This is a genomic window from Actinocorallia herbida (assembly GCF_003751225.1).
Taxonomy (GTDB): domain Bacteria; phylum Actinomycetota; class Actinomycetes; order Streptosporangiales; family Streptosporangiaceae; genus Actinocorallia; species Actinocorallia herbida.
Genome location: NZ_RJKE01000001.1, coordinates 2,541,964 through 2,558,816, shown reverse-complemented (window position 1 = coordinate 2,558,816; position 16,853 = coordinate 2,541,964). Strand labels below are relative to the sequence as shown.

Sequence of the window (16,853 nt, the reverse complement as noted above, 5' to 3'; positions counted from 1 at the left end):
ACGCGGTCGTGACGGTCACTGGGCGGCTCGGGCGGTCGCCGCGCGGGCGCGCTGGCGGAAGCCCTCGAGCTTCTCCTCCGGCGCGATGACGCGGTGGCTGCGCGACTGGATGCTCACGTCGTGGCCGGGCGAGGCGGCCCGCAGCGCGCCGACGGTGGCCTGCTCGCGCGGCACGTGCGCGAACGGATCGAACTGGTACCAGCGGATCGCGTTCTCGTGCGTCATCTTGTTGATGTCGCCGTCGGACACGTCGTACTTGGTGAGCACCTCGTGCAGCTCCTCGGGGGCGTTCGGCCACATCGAGTCGCTGTGCGGGTAGTCGGCCTCCCAGCAGATGTTGTCGATGCCGATGTCGTGCCGGAGCCGGACGCCGAGCGGGTCGCTGATGAAGCAGGTGAGGAAGTGGTCGCGGAAGACCTCCGACGGGAGGCGCCCGCCGAAGTCCTGGAGCGTCCAGGTCGCGTGCATCTCGAAGGTCCGGTCGACGCGCTCGAGGAAGTAGGGGATCCAGCCCGTGCCGCCCTCGGACAGCGCGATCTTGATGGTCGGGAACTCCTTGATGACCCGGGACCACAGCAGGTCGGCGGCGGCCGAGACGATGTTCATCGGCTGCAGCGTGATCATCACGTCCGGCGGGCCGTCGACCGACGGGATCGTGAGGCGGCCCGACGAGCCGATGTGCACGTTGAGGATCGTGCCGGTGTCGGTGAGGGCCTTCCACAACGGGTCCCAGTGCTCGTTGTGGAAGCTCGGGTAGCCGAGCGCGGCGGGATTCTCGGTGAAGGTGAGGGAGTGGCAGCCCTTGGCGGCGACGCGGCGGACCTCGTCGGCGCACAGCTGCGGGTCCCAGATCGCGGGCAGCGCCATCGGGATGAAGCGGCCCGGGTACTGGCCGCACCACTCGTCGATGTGCCAGTCGTTGTAGGCGCGGACGAGCGCCATCGAGAAGTCGGGGTCCTCGGTGGCGAACAGGCGCGCGGCGAAGCCGGGGAACGACGGGAAGTTCATCGACCCGAGGATGCCGCCCGCGTTCATGTCCTTGACGCGCTCGTGCACGTCGTAGCACCCGGGCCGGATCTCGTCGAGGCCCTGCGGCTCCATGCCGTACTCGGTCTTGGGGCGTCCCGCGACGGCGTTGAGCGCCGCGTTGGGGATGACCGTGTCGCGGAACTTCCAGACATCGGTGCCGTCCTCCCGGTGGACGAGCTGGGGGGCGTCGTCCTTGTACTTGGCCGGGAGGTGGTTCACGAACATGTCGGGCGGTTCGATGATGTGGTCGTCGACGCTGATGAGGATCATGTCGTCGCGGTTCATGGCCATCAGTCCTTTCAGTCCGAGGCGGGAAGGGGTTTGGCGGCCTTGAGCGTGAGCGGCTCGCCGTCGTAGGTCAGCTCGCCCGTCCCGGCGGACGTGCAGAGCAGTTCGAGGGTCCCGGCGGCGTCGGTGTAGCGCTTGCCGAGGAGCGTCACGGCCTGCCCCGCCGGGGTGGGCGCGCCGGGTTTCGCGGCGGAGGCCGCGGCCACCATGGGGCTGCCGCCGCAGGCCAGGACGCCGGAGGCGTCGGCCGGGGCGCGTACGACGACCACCCGGGTGCCGCACACGGTGCTGGCGAGCTGTTCGCCGGAGCGCGGTGCTGTCATGGTTCGTCTCCTTTAGTCGCGGGGCCCGCCGAGGCTTTCGGTGAGCCGGGCCAGGTCGAAGGACTGCCGGGCCATCCAGAACCGCAGGAACCCGGTGAGGGAGTAGCGCACGAACAGGGCGGCGCCGACGACGCTGGCCGACACCCCGGCGAGGCCGAGCGCGAGTGCGTCGCGCTGGGCGAGGGGGTCGGTGGTGCCGTGGGCGAGGAGGTAGCCCACCGCGCCCAGCACGAGGCCGAGCGCCATGAGGCCGCCGCCGAGGCGCAGCCAGAGCGCGGCGCGGCCCGCGGCGGGGTCGGGGATCTTCAGTTCGGCCATCTCGCGGGCGAAGCGGTCGGCCCGCGATTCGGCGCTCGGCAGCTGGGTGTCGGTCATGTGGCGCTCCCCAGGTAGAGGGATGAGAGTTCGGCGCGGAGGCCGTCGTCGGGGCTGCCCTGGCGTTCGATCCGGCCGCGGACGAGGACCGCCGCGTGGTCGGCGATGCCGAGGACCGCGGCGGCGAACTGCTCGACGACGAGCACCGCGACGCCGGAGGCGGCGATCTCGGCGACCTGCTCGTAGAGCCGGGCGACGACGAGGGGCGCGAGGCCCATCGACAGTTCGTCGAGCAGCAGCACCGCGGGGTCGGTGGCGAGGCCGCGGGCGAGGGCGAGCATCTGCTGCTCGCCCCCGGACAGGGTGCCCGCGGTCTGCCCGGCCCGCTTCGCCAGGACGGGGAAGCGGGTGAAGGCGATCTCCTCGATCTCCTCCCGGGCACGCCCGGTGAAGGTCATCATCAGGAGGTTGTCCCGGACGGAGAGGTTCGGGAACACTCCCCTGCCTTCCGGGATGAGGCACAGCCCGGCGCGGGCGAGGTCGCGCGGGGCGGCCCCGGTGACGTCCCGGCCGCCGAGGACGAGCCTGCCGGACGACGCCGGGTGGATTCCGGCGGCGACCTTCAGCGTGGTGGTCTTGCCCGCGCCGTTCGGCCCGAGCAGCGCGACGACCTGGCCGGGGCCGACGGTGAGGTCGACGCCGTGCAGGACGGTGATCCTGTCGTAGGCGGCGCGGACGCCGCGCAGTTCCAGCAGCGCGCTCATGCGTCCCCCAGATAGGCGGCGAGTACCAGCTCGTCGCGGCGGATCTCCTCGGGCGTCCCGGCCGCGATGATCTTGCCGAGGTCCAGCACGTGGACCCGGTCGCAGACGGACATGACGAGGCCCATGTCGTGCTCGACCAGGACGACCGCGGTGCCGTCGGAGGCGACCGAGCGGAGGAGCGCCGCGAAGCGCTCGGTCTCGTCGGCGTCCTGCCCGGCCGCCGGCTCGTCCAGCAGGAGCAGGGTCGGCCGCACCGCGAGGGCCCGGCCGACCTCGACGAGCCGGGCGAGCCCGGTCGGGAGGGTGTCGACGTGGTCGTCGGCGACCGCGCCGAGTCCGAGCCGCTCGATGAGGCCGGTGACGGCGGCGTCGGCCTTGCGCCGTTCCGGCCCTAGTTCCGCGGCGACGCGCAGGTTGTCCCGGACGCTCAGCCGGCCGAACAGTTCGAGCCGCTGGAACGTCCGGGCGAGCCCGCGCCTGGCCCGTCGCGAGGGCCCGAGCCCGGTCACGTCCCTGCCGCCGAGCGAGACCCGCCCGGCCGACGGCCTGCGCAGTCCGGACACGACGTCGAACAGGGTGCTCTTGCCCGCCCCGTTCGGTCCGATGAGGCCGGTGACGTGCCCTTCCTCGGCCGTCATCGCGACCCCGTCCAGCGCGCGGTGGCCGCCGAACGCGACGGTCACTCCGCTAACCTCCAGCGACGCCACGGGCCAGCACCTCCTCGTCCTCGGCGCGCCACGGACGGCGCAGTCCCCACCATTCGACGGGGATCTCAGGGGTCGCGGGCACGTTCCGCGCGGTCTCCCGCGCGGCGGCCCAGGTGCGCAGCAGCAGCGCGGCGACGAGCGCGATGAGCGTGAAGCCCCACCCGCCGACGACGTCGCCGAGCCGCAGCCCCCAGGCGCCCGCGAGGGCGGCGAGGAGCAGCGGGAGCGCGACGCGGTCGCGGCCGAGCGGCGCCCACTGCTCGCGGAAGCCGCCGATGATGCCGTCGGGGCTGCGCGCGAGGCCGAGCCCGGCGAGGCTGGGCAGCAGCGACAGCACGTTGGACGCCCAGGGCCCGAGCAGCGCCAGGCCGTGCATCGGGCCGAGGAACGCGACGCCGGTGAACAGCCCGGCCCCGACCGATCCGAGTCCGGCGATCACCGCGACGAGGAACAGCGGGAGCCCCGCGGTGAACGAGAACTGCTCCGGGGTGACGGCCCGCTGCTGCATCCCGTAGAGGGCGCCGCCGAGTCCGGCGATGCCCGCGGCGAGCGCGAACACGCCGACCCGGGCGGCCAGCAGGTTGCCGCCGAGGGTCGCGTAGGCGGCCTCGCTGTCGCGCAGCGCGATGAGCCGCCGTCCGAACCTGCCGCGCCGCAGCCCGGCGACCCCGATCGAGGTGAGCGCGAGCGCGATCGCGGCGAGGATGAGCAGTTCGGACTCGGTGTCGAGGGTGAAGCCGAACAGCGTGGGCCCCGCGACGTTCACGGCGCCCTGGTCGAAGAACGCGATCCGGATACCGAGCACCTCGAACGACGGCATGCTGAAGATCCACCGGTCGAGGACCACTGCGAACGCGGACGTGCCCAGCGCTAGATACACGCCCGAGAGCCGCAGTGCGGGAATGGCGACGAGCGCCCCGGCGAGCGCCGCGACGGCCACGGCGACCACCAGCGCCCACGGCTGCCCGTCGGCCCCCAGGTGCGCCCAGACGATCGCGCCGATGCCCGCCATGCTGAGCTGGCAGAGCGAGATCTGGCCCGCGTATCCGGCGAGCGGCACGAAGGACAGCGCGACGATGCCGAGGGAGAACATCGGCCCGTAGCTGACGAGTTCCGAGGGGTTCAGGATGCTCGCGAGGAGCACGCCGAACACCACGACGGCGCCGGCGAACACCAGCGTGCCGCGCATGGTCGGTTCCGGGACGCGCCTGGCCCGCCGGTCGCCGCCGTGCAGCCGCCGCTGCGGGAACACCAGCAGCGCGAGGAACAGCAGGAGTGCGGGAGCGGCGAGCCGCAGGCCCGGCAGGTAGTCGTTCTGCGGCAGGAAGCCCGTCAGGTAGCTCTCCGAGCAGCCGACGACGATCGCGCCGACGAACGTGAGCGGGAGGCTGCGCAGCCGTCCGAAGATCGCCGCGGTGTAGGCGCTGACGATGAGCAGGGACAGCTGGGCGGCGTCCAGCGCGACGGTCGGCGCGATGAGGATGCCGCCGACCGCGGCGAGCTGGGTGCCGAGGACCCACGCGACCCGGCCCGCGCGCTGCGGGTCGGCTCCGGTGAGCCCGACCAGGGCCCGGTCGTCGACGGTCGCGCGCATCTCCGCGCCGACCCGAGTGCCGAACAGCAGGACGCGCAGGCCGATCGCGACGGCGATCGCGACGAGCATGGTCGTCGCCTGGTGCCAGGTGACGGTGGCGGGGCCGAGGTGGATCGGCTCCGCGTCGGCGAAGAACGTCGGCAGGGGCCGCGGCTCGTTGGGGTCCCAGATCCAGCGCGCGGCGGCGATGAGGCCGCTGAGCAGCGCGACGGTCATGACCAGCCGTTCGGCCTCACCGAGTGCCTGCACCGGGCGGAGGACGAACTTCTCGACGGCGAGGCCGAACAGCGGCGCCAGCACCAGCAGCACCAGGGCGAGCGCGAGCGGGACTGGCACTCCCCAGCCGACCGACAGCTGCCAGTAGGCGAAGGCCGACAGCATGCCCGCCGCGCCGTGCGCGAAGTTGAAGACGCCCGTGGTGGTGTAGGTGAGCACCAGGCCGCTGCCGATGACCGCGTAGATCGCGGCGGTGCTCAGGCCGACGACCCCGAAGATCAGGAGCTCGTCGATCACCGGAGGTCTCTCGGTCTCTCGCCGGCGCCGGCGGCCCCATGGGGCGCGGCGCGGGTCTCATGCGGTTTCAACGGATTCCTCCTCGTACTCTCCCCCGACAACTGCTGGGTGGACGCGGTGGCCTGCCGCGGGGTGCCCGGTGGATCACGCTCCTACCGGTGAGAGGAAACTAGCTTCTCGCTTACAGAGAATCAACCATTCGCTCTGGCCAGGGTTCTTCCCGCACCGGTGGCGGTTGACTCCTGTCCCCGCATTGACTCCGGGACCCAAATCGTGGAAATCTTGTGCTCGTAAGTGAGAATGCGATTCTCCTCAACGAGAGCGAGGAACCATGACGCGCCTTCCGCCGATCACGGCAGAAGAGTGGGGCGACCAGGAGCGCAAAGCCGTCTCCTCCCTGATGCCCGAAGGCAGGCGCGAGCGTGCCGACGTCGGCGCCGCGCTCGCCACGCTCGTGCGGCACCCCGCGCTCGCGCGGCGGTTCCTCACCTTCAACACCCATCTGCTGATCCACTCGACCCTCCCGGCGCGGCTGCGGGAGCTGGCGATCCTGCGGGTCGCGCGCCGCCGCGACTGCGTGTTCGAGTGGGTGCACCACACCGAGCTGGCCCGTCAGGCCGGACTGACGGACGCGGAGATCGAGGCGGCCGGGCGCGGCGAGGCCGCCGACCCGCTGGACCTCCTCGTCCTGCGCGCGGTCGACGAACTCGACGACGGCTCGGCCCTGACCGACGAGACCTGGGCCGCCCTCGGCGAGCACCTGTCGGAGCACCAGCTCATGGACCTCGTCTTCACCATCGGCGCCTACTGCCTGCTGGCCATGGCGTTCAACACCTTCGGCCTGGACCCCGACCTCCACCACTGAAAGGCCTCACCGTGCCCCATTTCGCCAAGCCCCCGGCGGGGAGCTGGACGGAGCAGTACCCCGAACTCGGGACCGCTCCGGTCGACTACACCGACTCGATCGACCCCGCGTTCTACGAGGACGAGCGCGCCGCGATCTTCAAGCGGACCTGGCTGAACGTCGGCCGCGTCGAGCGGATCCCGCGCACCGGGAACTACTTCACCAAGGAACTGGCCGCCGCCGGGACGTCCCTCATCATCGTGCGGGGCGCCGACAAGAAGGTCAGGGCCTTCCACAACGTCTGCCGGCACCGCGGCAACAAGCTGGTGTGGAACGACTATCCCAATGAGGAGGTCTCCGGCACCTGCCGTCAGTTCACCTGCAAGTACCACGCCTGGCGCTACAGCCTCGAAGGCGAGCTGACGTTCGTCCAGCAGGAGGGCGAGTTCTTCGACCTGGACAAGAAGGACTTCGGCCTGAAGGAGGTGGCCTGCGACGTCTGGGAAGGGTTCGTCTTCGTCAACCTGGACCCGCAGGAGACCCTGACGGAGTACCTCGGCGAGATGGCGACGGGCCTCGAGGGCTACCCGTTCCACGAGATGACCGAGGTCTACACCTACAAGGCCGAGATCGGCTCCAACTGGAAGCTGTTCATCGACGCGTTCGCCGAGTTCTACCACGCGCCCGTCCTGCACCAGAAGCAGGCGACCAAGGACGAGGCCGACAAGCTGCTCGGCTACGGGTTCGAGGCGCTGCACTACGAGCTGTACAGCCCGCACTCGATGATCTCCTCCTGGGGCGGCATGGCGCCGCCGAAGGACCCGAGCATGGTCAAGCCGATCGAGCGGGCGCTGCGCAGCGGCCTGTTCGGCCCGTGGGACCGGCCCGCGATCGACGGCCTCGACCCGGCCGAGCTGCCCGCCGGGATCAACCCGGCCAAGCACCGCGCGTGGGGCACCGACTCGTTCGAGATCTTCCCCAACTTCACCCTGCTGTTCTGGGCGCCCGGCTGGTACCTGACCTACCACTACTGGCCGACCGCCGTGGACCGGCACATCTTCGAGGCGAACCTGTACTTCGTGCCGCCGAAGAACGCCCGCGAGCGCATGGCCCAGGAGCTGGCCGCGGTCACCTTCAAGGAGTACGCGCTGCAGGACGCCAACACCCTGGAGGCGACCCAGACGATGATCGCCACCAGGACCGTCACCGAATTCCCGCTGTGCGACCAGGAGCTGCTGCTCCGCCACCTGCACAAGGTCGTCGCCGACAAGGTCGAGGAGTACCGCGATGCCGCTGCCCGCTGAGTTCGCCGATCTGGAGTCCTTCCAGGACTGGGCCCTGCCCACCGAGCCCGAGCGCTACGCCAAGCGCCTCGCGTCCTCGATGGACGAGATGCAGGCCCTCTACGACGCGGCCATGCCCCGTCTCGAGGCCGCGCTCGACCACTGCGACAAGCACGACTTCACGGACCTGCCCGAGGACGTCCGGACGCTGATGCATCTGCTTCAGTCCGTCGTCATGGTCTCCTTCCCCGTGGAGTGCTGGAGCCAGCCCCGCGTCCCCGACAGCGGCGCGGCCTACCTCGACCTCCTCGTGGAACCGGGCTTCTGATGCTCACCCTGAAGGCGGCGGGCCTGCTCGACCTGGACACCGGCGAGATCGTCCGGCCCGGGATCGTCAGGGTCGACGGCGACCGGATCGCCGGGATCGGGGGCGCGCCCGAGGGCGAGGTCATCGATCTCGGCGATCTGATCCTGCTGCCCGGCCTCATGGACATGGAGGTCAACCTGCTGATGGGCGGGCGCGGCGAGACCGTCGCGTACTCGCCCGTCCAGGACGACCCTCCCCTGCGGATGCTGCGGGCCGTCGGGAACGCCCGCCGCACCCTGCGGGCCGGGTTCACGACGGTCCGGAACCTCGGCCTGTTCGTCAAGACCGGCGGGTACCTCCTCGACGTCGCGCTCGCCAAGGCGATCGACGCGGGCTGGATCGACGGGCCCAGGATCGTTCCGGCCGGGCACGCGATCACCCCGACCGGCGGCCACCTCGACCCGACGATGTTCGCCGCGTTCGCGCCCGGCATCATGCCCCTCACCTTGGAGGAGGGCATCGCCAACGGCGTGGACGAGGTGCGCAAGGCCGTCAGGTACCAGATCAAGCACGGGGCGCAGCTCATCAAGGTGTGCTGCTCCGGCGGCGTCATGTCGCACACCGGCCTGCCGGGCGCGCAGCACTATTCGGACGAGGAGCTGCGCGCGATCGTCGACGAGGCGCACCGGCGCGGGCTCAAGGTCGCCGCGCACACGCACGGCGCGGGCGCGGTGAAGAACGCGGTGCTCGCCGGGATCGACTGCATCGAGCACGGCTTCCTCATCGACGACGAGACGATCGAGCTGATGCTGGAGCGCGGCACCTGGCTGGTGCCGACCACGTTCCTCGCCGACGGCATGGACGTCTCCAAGGCCGCGCCGGAGCTCAAGGCCAAGGCCGCCGAGATGTTCCCGCGCGCCCGCGAATCGGTGCGCAAGGCCATCGAGGCGGGCGTCAAGATCGCGGTCGGCACCGACGCGCCCGCCATCCCGCACGGCAAGAACGCGAGCGAGCTCGTCGCGCTCACCACGCGCGGGATGTCGGAACTCGCGGTCCTGCGGGCCGCGACGGTCAGGGCCGCCGAACTCCTCGGCGTCACCGACCGGGGCCGGCTCGCGGAGGGGCTGCTCGCCGACATCATCGGCGTCCCCGGTGACCCGCTCGCGGACATCACCGTCACCCAGCAGGTCAAGTTCGTCATGAAGGGAGGAAAGGTCTTTGCCGGATAACACCACCGCCACCGGCCCCTCGGAGACCGAGGACCAGGTGGCGATCCAGCAGCTGCTCGCCAAGTACGCGGTGACCATCACCAAGGGCGACATCGAGGGCCTCGTCTCGGTGTTCACCCCCGACGGCACCTACAGCGCCTTCGGCGACACCTACCCGCTGACCGAGTTCCCCGACCTCGTCGCGGCGGCCCCCAAGGGCCTGTTCCTCACCGGCACCGCCCTGGTGGAGATCGACGGCGACGACGCGAGCGGCACCCAGCCGCTGGCGTTCATCGACCACACCAACCACCACATGCGGATCGGGTACTACTCCGACACCTACCGGCGCACCGCCGACGGGTGGCGGCTGGCGACCCGGTCGATGACCTTCATCCGCCGCACCGGGGACCACGACTCGGGGATCCCGCACGCGTACAAGAACTCGAGCGCGTGAGCATCGCGGAGTTCCGGTCGGGGCTGTGCGCCTGGCTGGCCGAGAACGACCTCTCGCCCGGCCCCGACCACTCGCTCGAGGCGGAGGTCGCCCAGCTCGCCCGGGTCCGCCGGGCGCTCTTCGACGCGGACTGGATGCGGTACGGCTGGCCCGAGCTCGTCGGCGGGCTGGGCGGCCCGGCGGTGCTGCGGGCGGTCCTCGGCGAGGAGGTCGCGACGCGCGGGCTCGCCGCGCCGGGGATCTACTCGATGGTCGAGGTCCTGGTGCCGACGCTGATCTCCTACGCGCGGCCCGAACTCGCGGCGGAGATGGTGCCGCTGCTGCTCAGCGGGCGGGAGCAGTGGTGCCAGGGGTTCTCCGAGCCCGGATCCGGGAGCGACCTCGCCTCGTTGACGACCCGGGCCGTCCAGCGCGGCGACCACTGGGTCGTCAGCGGGCAGAAGGTGTGGACGAGCCTTGCCCAGTTCTCCGCACGCTGTGTCCTGCTGACCCGGACGGCCCCGGGGCACGCCGGGATCACCGCGTTCTTCGTGGACATGGACTCCCCCGGCATCACCGTCCGGCCGCTGCGGACCATGCACGGCGTCGACGAGTTCGCCGAGGTGTTCTTCGACGACGTCGCGGTCCCGGCCGACCGGATGCTCGGGCGGCCCGGGGACGGCTGGAGCCTCGCGATGGACCTGCTCCCGCACGAGCGGTCCACCTGCTTCTGGCACCGGATCGCGCACCTGTTCTCCCGGCTCGACCGCGTCCTCGACCAGGCCGACCTCGACGCCCGCGACGACGCCGCGCTCGGCGCCGCCTACCTGGCCCTGCACACCGCGCGCTGCCGCTCGCACGTCACCCAGGAGCGGCTCGGCGCGGGCGCGAAGCTCGGCCCGGAGACGTCGGTGGACAAGGTGCTGCTGGCGACCGCCGAGCAGAAGCTGTTCGACACCGCGCGGGACCTGCTGCCCGGCGTCCTGGAGCTGGGCTCGTCGCCTTGGCAGCCGGAGTACCTGTACTCGCGGGCCGCGACGATCTACGGCGGCACCTCCGAGATCCAGCGCAACATCATCGCCCGCCGCCTGCTCGACCTCGGAAAGGAGTGACGGCCACGATGGACGCCGCTGAACGCGACCTCCTCGCCGAGACCCTGCGCAAGACGATGACCGCGTCCTCCGGGCCCGCCCTGGACACGGCCCTGGCCGACCTGGGCTGGCCCGACCTGCTCGCGGAGCTGCCCGAGGTCGCCGTGCCGTCGGTGTTCCGGCTGCTCGGCGAGACCGGGGCGCACGCGTCGGTCCTGAACGACGTGGTGCTCGCGGAGGCGGGGCGGCCGCTGGGCGGCACCCTCCCGCTCCCCTACACGGGCCGCGCCCACGTCGTCTGGGAGCGGACCGACGTCCCGGGCATCGCCCTCGATCCGGCGCTCCCCCTCCGCACGGCCGCCGGCGCCGACCCCGTGCCCCTGGCGGCGGGCCGCCGTGCGCTGGGCTGGTGGCTCCTCGGCTCCGGCCACGCCATGCTCGCCCTGGCCCGCGCCCACGTCCTGTCCCGCGTCCAGTTCGGCAAGCCCCTGGCCTCCTTCCAGGCCGTCCGCCACCGCCTCGCCGAAACCCTGGTCGCCCTGGAAGGAGCCGAAGCCGCCCTCATCGCCTCGACGGCCCACCCCGACGACCTGGCCTCCCTCCTCGCGAAGGCGGCGGCCGGCGAAGCCGCGCTCACCGCGGCCCGCCACTGCCAGCAGGTCATGGGCGGCATCGGCTTCACCGCCGAACACGACCTCCACCACCACATCAAACGCGCCCTGGTCCTCGACGGCCTCCTGGGCAGCACCAAAGACCTGAGCCGAGAGGCCGGCGCCCTCCTGCGGTCGGAGCGCACCGCCCCCCGGCTCATCCACCTGTGACGGCCCACAACTCCACAGGTGGAAGCGGCCGGGCCCCTCTCCGGGCCCGGCCGCGCAGCCTTCCCGGCGAACCCACAAAAAGTCCCCCATAGTCGCGCTATTACTCTTCCGACGGATCCTTCGACGGGAAGGCTGCGCGGTGGCCGCACTCGGTTGGCCCGAGATCGTGCTGATTCTGCTGGTGGTGTTCGGCGTCATGGAACTCGCTGGACGCGCGCGGCCGGGTCAAGCTCACCGACTTCGGCATCGCCTGGCCGGCGGGCGACACCACCCTGACGGCCACGAACGCGATGATCGGCACGCCCGCCTTCATGTCCCCCGAGCAGATCCACGGCCGCACCTCCGCCCCCTCCGCCGACCTCTGGAGCCTGGGCGCCACCCTCTACTTCGCCGCCGAGGCCGTCACCCCCTTTTCGGCCGCCACCGACAACCGGCATGATCGCCGCCGTCATCACCCAGGACCCGACGCCACCCGCCCGCTCCGGACCCGTCCTCGGCCCCCTCCTCCTCACCCTCATGTCCCGCGACCCCGCCCGTCGCCCGGCCTATGCAGCCATCCGCGACCACCTCACCCAGGCCGCCTCCTAGGCGCTCGTCGCGGGAGGCGGAGATCAGGCGGGGAGGCGGGGTCGGCTGCTGATCGCCGGGGCGCGTCCGGCGTGGTCCGGGTCCGTGAGCTGGGCGAGCAGGAAAGCCGCGAGATCCGCGCGGCTCGTCGACATGCCGATTTCTCCTCGGCCGTAGTACCCGGCCCTCGCGCCGCTCGGGGCGTCGTCCGTCAGTTTCGCGACCCGGACGAGCGTCCAGTCCAGCGTGCTCGCGCGCACGATCTCCGCAGCCGCCCGCACCTCGGCGTAGGCGCCCGGAGCCCTGGTGCGCACGAACCGGACGAGTTCCTCGACGTCCGGGTCGGGGCGATCGCCGGCGTCCGGGACACTGCACGTGGACACCGCCACCAGGCGCTTCACCCCGGCGGCCGTCATCGCCGCGACGACGCGGCGGGTTCCCCCGCTCTCCGAGCCGACCCCCTCGATGACCGCGTCCGAGCCGCGCACCGCCTCGCCGATCGCCGCGTCGTCGTCCAGCTCGCCCACGACCACGCGCAGCGCCGGATGGGCGATCTGGAGCCTGGCGGGCGTGCGGGCGTAGGCGGTGACGTCATGGCCCGCTTCCAGAGCACGCTGGACGAGCAGGTGACCGGTCCGTCCGGTGGCACCGAAGATCGTGACGCGCATGTATCGCTCCCCATCCACTAAAGAATCTTTACCGCTAAAGAACTTATAGCACGGGTAGAATCGGGCACACCATGGAACAGGCGATCGATCCCCAGACGGCACGCTGCATGCAGATCCTGGCCGTCATCGGCGACCTGTGGACCCTCGCGATCGTCATGACGCTCCAACCGGGCCCGCTCCGCTTCAACGCCCTGCACCGGGCGATCCCCAAAGCCAACGCCGTCACCCTCACCAACCGGCTGCGCCGCCTGGAGGAGGCGGGGATCGTCGGCCACGACAAGGAGACCGCCGCAGGGAAGGGGAGCACCTACGCCCTCACGGACTTCGGCCGCCGCCTCCTCCCGATCGTCGACACCATCCGGGAGGTCGCCCTCGACCTGGAACGATCAGGCGACTTCCCCCACCGCACCACCTGACGGCGCTCTCCGCCGGTTCCGCCACCCGGACGAGCGTCCCCGTCGGCGTGCTCGCGCGCACGGCCTCCGCCGCCGCCCATGCGGTCGCGTACGCGGGCGCAGGGTACGGGGGCTGGCCTGAAGAGGACAACCCGTGGTGCCGGTGGGGCGCGCCTGCTCTGCTGAGGAACCTATGCGGCGTCGCTTCCTGACTTTCCTTTTCGGATTGCTCTGCGTGGCCGGTCTTCTGGGCGTCGGTGTCTTTCTGCGGAAAGCGGGACTGGAGAAGGCCGACCAGTACGCGAGTGTGCTCGCCCTGCTGGTGGCGCTCGGCGCGGCCGGAGTCCACACGCTGCGGTGGGCGCGGCGCGACCGGAGCGAAGACGATCCGGACAAGGCGGTGCGGCTGCTCGTCCGGGCGGTGCGCACGCAGTGGGCGCGCGAGGCCGAGGCGCGCAGGCTGCTGCGGCCCCGGCCGCTGCGGCTGCGCTGGCGGACCGCGCCACCGGACGTCCGCGCCGGAGCCTCCGGCGGCGGCCACGGCTCCCTCCCGCCCACCGACACGCGGCTGCCCGCCGCCGCCGACCTCGCAGCCGCCCTCCACGCTGCCGACGGGCCCCTGGTCGTCCTCGGCGAACCCGGCGCGGGCAAGACCACGACCGCGCTGCTGCTCCTGCTCGCCCTCCTGGAGGACGCCCCGCCCGTCCCGGTCCTGCTGTCAGCGCGCGACTGGGACCCCGCCCAGGGGGTCGAGACCTGGCTCGCCCGCCGCATCGGCGAGGACTACCCGGCCCTCCAGGCCGTGTGCGCACCCGCCGCGCACATCGCCGACCGCGGAGTCCTGCTGATCCTCGACGGCCTCGACGAGATGCCGCGCTCCCTGCTGCCCGCCGCCATCGACGACCTCGACCGCGCGGCAGGCTCCGGCCTGCCCCTCGTCCTCACCTGCCGGACCGCCGACTACACCGAAGCCGTGGCCTCCTCCGGCCCGCTGTCCCGCGCCTCGGTGCTGGAGATCGAGCCCGTCGGCGCGTCCGACAGCGCCGTCTATCTCGCCGAACGGGACTCGCCCACAGCCGCCGCGCGCTGGCGTCCGGTCCTCGACGCCCTCCTGCGGGAGGACGGCGGCCCGCTGGCCCAGGCCCTGTCCACGCCCCTGATGATCTCCTTGGCCCGCCGCGTCTACCAGGACCCCGACAGCCGCCCCGCCCACCTCGTCGACCTGCCCGACGCCGACGCCGTCCGGGACCACCTGCTGTCCGCCCTCCTGCCCGCCGCCTACGACACCCCCGCCGACGCCGCCCGCGCCGAACGCCGCCTTTCCTTCCTCGCCCAGCGCTCCCGCCCCACCGAACGCTCGACCCTGCTGCCCTGGTGGCGCCTGGCCTCCCTCGTCCCCGCCCCGGTCATCGCCCTGATGACGGCCGTCCCCATCCTCCTCACCAGTGTGGCCGTCGCCGTCTTCTTCTTCCGAACCACCGACTACAGGGAAGTCACCGGCTCCCCCTCCGATTACTCCTTCGTGGCGCTGCTGGGCGGCTTGGCGCTGGCCGCCGTCTCGGCCTCCAACTGTGTACGGATCGCCCGCCCCGCCGCCGACTCGCGCTCCGGAAGCCGGGTGGGAAGGGTCGTCGGCGCGGTGTTCGTCGCTCTCGCCGGGGTGGGGCTGGGATGGGCGGCGCTCCTGGTACTGCACCCCGGGCTCGCCGCGTCCTCGAAACGGCTGATCGCGGCCCTCGCGGTCCTCGACGGCATGGAACCGTCGATTGACGGGGAGGGCTGGTTCGGCTACGGCCCGTTCGTCGGGGTCGTCGTGCTCGTCTCGGTCGTCCTCAGCACCGGGGTCAGCACCCGGCACGCGGCGCTGCCGCGCCGCACCGCGCTCCGTGTCCGCGCCCTCTGGCGGCACCTGGCCACCGGGTTCGCCGTCGGCCTCGTGGTCGCGGCGGCCTGGACCCTCCCCTCCTTCAACGGTGACCTGGCGGAGGACGCGCGCACCGCCCTGACCGCCCTCGCCGTCGCCGGCCCGCTGTTCGGCATCGGCCGGTGGATCAGCGCACCCGCCGACGAGACGAACGCGGCAGGCCCCGAGGAAAGCCTGCGCGGCGACCGCACGAGCCACCTCGTCTTCCTCGGCGGCACCGTCTCGACCGTCCTCATCATCCTCTTCGCCGTCATGACCGCCGTGGACGCGGAACCTACGACGATCACGGCCGCCCTCGCCGTCGTCGCGGTCTCGCTGACCGTCGTGCTCGCCTTCAACTCCGGGTCCGTGTGGCCGGTCTTCGTCATGGCCCGGCTCTGGCTGGCGCTGCGCGGGCACCTCCCCTGGCGCTACTCCGCCTTCCTGCGCGACGCCCACGCGCGAGGCGTCCTCCGGCAGGCCGGGCCCGTCCACGAGTTCCGCCACGCCCTGCTCGCCGCACACCTCGCCACCCGGGCGGGCACTGGTGGGGCCCTGACGCAGAGGCGGGCGCGACGGCACCCGGCACGGAACCTCGCCGTCCTCTTCGGTGCCGCCATCGCGTCGTGGACGCTGTTGCTCGGCACGGCGCGGGCCATCGTCGCCGTCGAGGTCCCCGAGCCCGCGTTCACCCTTCCGATCCGCTCCGGGCCGCCCCCGCCGTTCGACCGGACCGGCGCGCGCCTCGCCCTGCTGAACCCGGACGGCGATCTGGAGATCCACGAGACACGGCACGGTGCGCTCCTCACCCGGGCACCCGCCGACCCGATGGAATGGCCCGCGGGTTTCAGCCCGGACGGGCGGTGGCTGCTGACCCTTGTCTGCGCCCGGGACAGCTGCCACACGCAGGTCCGCCGCACCTCCGACCTCGCCGTCGCGGCGGTACTCAACGCTCCCGAAGACCTCTCCGTCGGGCCGCCGACCTTCGCCGAGGACGGATCCTCCCTCGCCGCGCTCCTGTGCGACGGCGTCTGCACCGATGCCGTCCTGTGGAACCTGGAGGACGGAACCTCTCGCGCCCTGTCCCGGCCCTCCCCATCCGCCTCTCTCCTCGCCGTGACCGCCGCCGACGCCAAGGGCGCCGACCTCGTGGCAGCGCGCGACGGCACCCTGATCCACGTCCGCCTGACAGCCGACCGCACGGTGTGGACGCGCGCCTTCACCGACGACACCGACCTCGTGCTCACCGAATCATTGGGACACCTCTGGGCCTGTCCGCGCAACGGCCCGGCACCGGGGATCTGCACCCTGACCGACACCCGCGGCAGGCCGTCCCCCGCCAAGGCGCCTCTGGCCCGGCTCACTGATCTGTGTCCCACGGCGGCCCGCGCCGTCACCCTCTGGTCCACCGACGCGAACCGCGCGGACCTCCCGTCCGCGATGCCGCCCTCCCCGGTTGCGCGCGCCGAAGGCCGGTACGAGTACTTCTTCGAGGCAGGCGGAGCCGACTCCTACGGCTACATGGGAACGACCACCGCGTTCTACCCGGACGATCCGAACTCCCACCTCACCCTTCGCGGCGACGACCTCGACGTGGAGGCCCCCGAAGCCGACCCGACCAGAGCCCTCTACTCCGCCGGCATCGGCGACGAACTCCATGTCTGGCGCCTCCCGCCCGTCGCGCCGCCCAGGCGACCGGATCCCCTGTGCTGAACGGCCTCCGGAGCCAGTAGGCGCAGGTCAGGCGTACGCGCGCCCCCGGCGTAAGGTGGCCTTGGAGACTCGCGACGCAGGACCGGA

Annotated in this window: 17 protein-coding genes and 1 pseudogene; 11 read left to right on the top strand and 7 right to left on the bottom strand. The window is 72.1% G+C overall.

All coding sequences use genetic code 11. From position 1 onward, the window contains the following. Nucleotides 1-15: 15 nt before the first annotated feature. From EDD29_RS11950 to EDD29_RS11925, 6 genes are read right to left on the bottom strand one after another with little or no spacing between them, the layout of a single operon-like run. Nucleotides 16-1,314, bottom strand: a complete 1,299-nt coding sequence (locus EDD29_RS11950; RefSeq protein ID WP_123670428.1) for an amidohydrolase family protein — start codon at nucleotides 1,312-1,314, stop codon at nucleotides 16-18. A gap of 14 nt (nucleotides 1,315-1,328) precedes the next feature. Next, complete coding sequence (locus EDD29_RS11945) at nucleotides 1,329-1,640, bottom strand: hypothetical protein (RefSeq protein ID WP_123664461.1); 312 nt, start codon at nucleotides 1,638-1,640, stop codon at nucleotides 1,329-1,331. A gap of 12 nt (nucleotides 1,641-1,652) precedes the next feature. Continuing rightward, entirely contained in the window at nucleotides 1,653-2,015 is a 363-nt protein-coding gene (locus EDD29_RS11940; RefSeq protein WP_211359661.1) for a hypothetical protein, read from the bottom strand. Then, nucleotides 2,012-2,719, bottom strand: a complete 708-nt coding sequence (locus tag EDD29_RS11935; RefSeq protein ID WP_123664460.1) for an ABC transporter ATP-binding protein — start codon at nucleotides 2,717-2,719, stop codon at nucleotides 2,012-2,014. Before EDD29_RS11935 ends, EDD29_RS11940 begins: the two co-directional genes overlap by 4 nt. Next, nucleotides 2,716-3,402, bottom strand: a complete 687-nt coding sequence (locus EDD29_RS11930) for an ABC transporter ATP-binding protein (RefSeq protein WP_246052733.1) — start codon at nucleotides 3,400-3,402, stop codon at nucleotides 2,716-2,718. Before EDD29_RS11930 ends, EDD29_RS11935 begins: the two co-directional genes overlap by 4 nt. A gap of 4 nt (nucleotides 3,403-3,406) precedes the next feature. Then, nucleotides 3,407-5,533 (bottom strand): ABC transporter permease subunit, encoded by a 2,127-nt coding sequence (locus EDD29_RS11925; protein WP_211359660.1) that lies wholly within the window; start codon nucleotides 5,531-5,533, stop codon nucleotides 3,407-3,409. A gap of 331 nt (nucleotides 5,534-5,864) precedes the next feature. Between EDD29_RS11925 and EDD29_RS11920 the strand changes: the two genes are divergently transcribed. The 9 genes and pseudogenes from EDD29_RS11920 to EDD29_RS45400 all read left to right on the top strand — a co-directional run bounded on the left by EDD29_RS11920 (nucleotide 5,865) and on the right by EDD29_RS45400 (nucleotide 12,108). Beyond that, nucleotides 5,865-6,398, top strand: coding sequence for a carboxymuconolactone decarboxylase family protein (locus tag EDD29_RS11920; protein WP_123664458.1), 534 nt, complete (start codon nucleotides 5,865-5,867; stop codon nucleotides 6,396-6,398). A gap of 11 nt (nucleotides 6,399-6,409) precedes the next feature. Next, nucleotides 6,410-7,681 carry an aromatic ring-hydroxylating oxygenase subunit alpha gene (locus tag EDD29_RS11915; RefSeq protein ID WP_123664457.1) on the top strand — a complete coding sequence of 424 codons (1,272 nt, stop codon included), beginning with the start codon at nucleotides 6,410-6,412 and terminating at the stop codon, nucleotides 7,679-7,681. Beyond that, entirely contained in the window at nucleotides 7,665-7,988 is a 324-nt protein-coding gene (locus EDD29_RS11910) for a hypothetical protein (protein WP_123664456.1), read from the top strand. Before EDD29_RS11915 ends, EDD29_RS11910 begins: the two co-directional genes overlap by 17 nt. Then, nucleotides 7,988-9,196: a metal-dependent hydrolase family protein gene (locus EDD29_RS11905; RefSeq protein WP_123664455.1), complete on the top strand. Its 1,209-nt coding sequence runs from the start codon at nucleotides 7,988-7,990 to the stop codon at nucleotides 9,194-9,196. Before EDD29_RS11910 ends, EDD29_RS11905 begins: the two co-directional genes overlap by 1 nt. Continuing rightward, complete coding sequence (locus EDD29_RS11900; protein WP_123664454.1) at nucleotides 9,186-9,629, top strand: nuclear transport factor 2 family protein; 444 nt, start codon at nucleotides 9,186-9,188, stop codon at nucleotides 9,627-9,629. Before EDD29_RS11905 ends, EDD29_RS11900 begins: the two co-directional genes overlap by 11 nt. Beyond that, nucleotides 9,626-10,720 (top strand): acyl-CoA dehydrogenase family protein, encoded by a 1,095-nt coding sequence (locus EDD29_RS11895; RefSeq protein ID WP_123664453.1) that lies wholly within the window; start codon nucleotides 9,626-9,628, stop codon nucleotides 10,718-10,720. The genes EDD29_RS11900 and EDD29_RS11895 overlap by 4 nt, the downstream gene beginning before the upstream one ends. Before the next feature lie 8 nt (nucleotides 10,721-10,728). Then, a complete protein-coding gene (locus tag EDD29_RS11890; RefSeq protein WP_123664452.1) occupies nucleotides 10,729-11,520 on the top strand; it encodes an acyl-CoA dehydrogenase family protein in 792 nt (263 codons plus the stop codon). Between the two features lie 206 nt (nucleotides 11,521-11,726). Beyond that, nucleotides 11,727-11,897 (top strand): annotated as a pseudogene (locus tag EDD29_RS48080) (protein kinase domain-containing protein); the annotation flags it as partial. 58 nt (nucleotides 11,898-11,955) lie between these two features. Beyond that, on the top strand, nucleotides 11,956-12,108 hold the full coding sequence (locus EDD29_RS45400; protein WP_170201366.1) for a hypothetical protein: 153 nt from the start codon (nucleotides 11,956-11,958) through the stop codon (nucleotides 12,106-12,108). A 23-nt stretch (nucleotides 12,109-12,131) separates the two neighbouring features. Here the strand turns inward: EDD29_RS45400 and EDD29_RS11880 are convergent, their stop codons facing one another. Next, complete coding sequence (locus EDD29_RS11880) at nucleotides 12,132-12,755, bottom strand: NAD(P)-dependent oxidoreductase (protein ID WP_123664451.1); 624 nt, start codon at nucleotides 12,753-12,755, stop codon at nucleotides 12,132-12,134. Between the two features lie 71 nt (nucleotides 12,756-12,826). Between EDD29_RS11880 and EDD29_RS11875 the strand changes: the two genes are divergently transcribed. After that, nucleotides 12,827-13,171, top strand: a complete 345-nt coding sequence (locus EDD29_RS11875) for a winged helix-turn-helix transcriptional regulator (RefSeq protein WP_123664450.1) — start codon at nucleotides 12,827-12,829, stop codon at nucleotides 13,169-13,171. Nucleotides 13,172-13,385: 214 nt separating this feature from the next. Continuing rightward, complete coding sequence (locus EDD29_RS11870; RefSeq protein ID WP_170201365.1) at nucleotides 13,386-16,766, top strand: NACHT domain-containing protein; 3,381 nt, start codon at nucleotides 13,386-13,388, stop codon at nucleotides 16,764-16,766. The last annotated feature ends 87 nt before the right edge of the window (nucleotides 16,767-16,853 follow it).

Bases quoted from the DNA above. Each gene is read 5' to 3' on its own strand.
- EDD29_RS11950 (WP_123670428.1), bottom strand. From the start codon at position 1,314: ATGAACCGCGACGACATGATCCTCATCAGCGTCGACGACCACATCATC.
- EDD29_RS11945 (WP_123664461.1), bottom strand. From the start codon at position 1,640: ATGACAGCACCGCGCTCCGGCGAACAGCTCGCCAGCACCGTGTGCGGC.
- EDD29_RS11940 (WP_211359661.1), bottom strand. From the start codon at position 2,015: ATGACCGACACCCAGCTGCCGAGCGCCGAATCGCGGGCCGACCGCTTC.
- EDD29_RS11935 (WP_123664460.1), bottom strand. From the start codon at position 2,719: ATGAGCGCGCTGCTGGAACTGCGCGGCGTCCGCGCCGCCTACGACAGG.
- EDD29_RS11920 (WP_123664458.1), top strand. From the start codon at position 5,865: ATGACGCGCCTTCCGCCGATCACGGCAGAAGAGTGGGGCGACCAGGAG.
- EDD29_RS11910 (WP_123664456.1), top strand. From the start codon at position 7,665: ATGCCGCTGCCCGCTGAGTTCGCCGATCTGGAGTCCTTCCAGGACTGG.
- EDD29_RS11905 (WP_123664455.1), top strand. From the start codon at position 7,988: ATGCTCACCCTGAAGGCGGCGGGCCTGCTCGACCTGGACACCGGCGAG.
- EDD29_RS11890 (WP_123664452.1), top strand. From the start codon at position 10,729: ATGGACGCCGCTGAACGCGACCTCCTCGCCGAGACCCTGCGCAAGACG.
- EDD29_RS45400 (WP_170201366.1), top strand. From the start codon at position 11,956: ATGATCGCCGCCGTCATCACCCAGGACCCGACGCCACCCGCCCGCTCC.
- EDD29_RS11880 (WP_123664451.1), bottom strand. From the start codon at position 12,755: ATGCGCGTCACGATCTTCGGTGCCACCGGACGGACCGGTCACCTGCTC.
- EDD29_RS11875 (WP_123664450.1), top strand. From the start codon at position 12,827: ATGGAACAGGCGATCGATCCCCAGACGGCACGCTGCATGCAGATCCTG.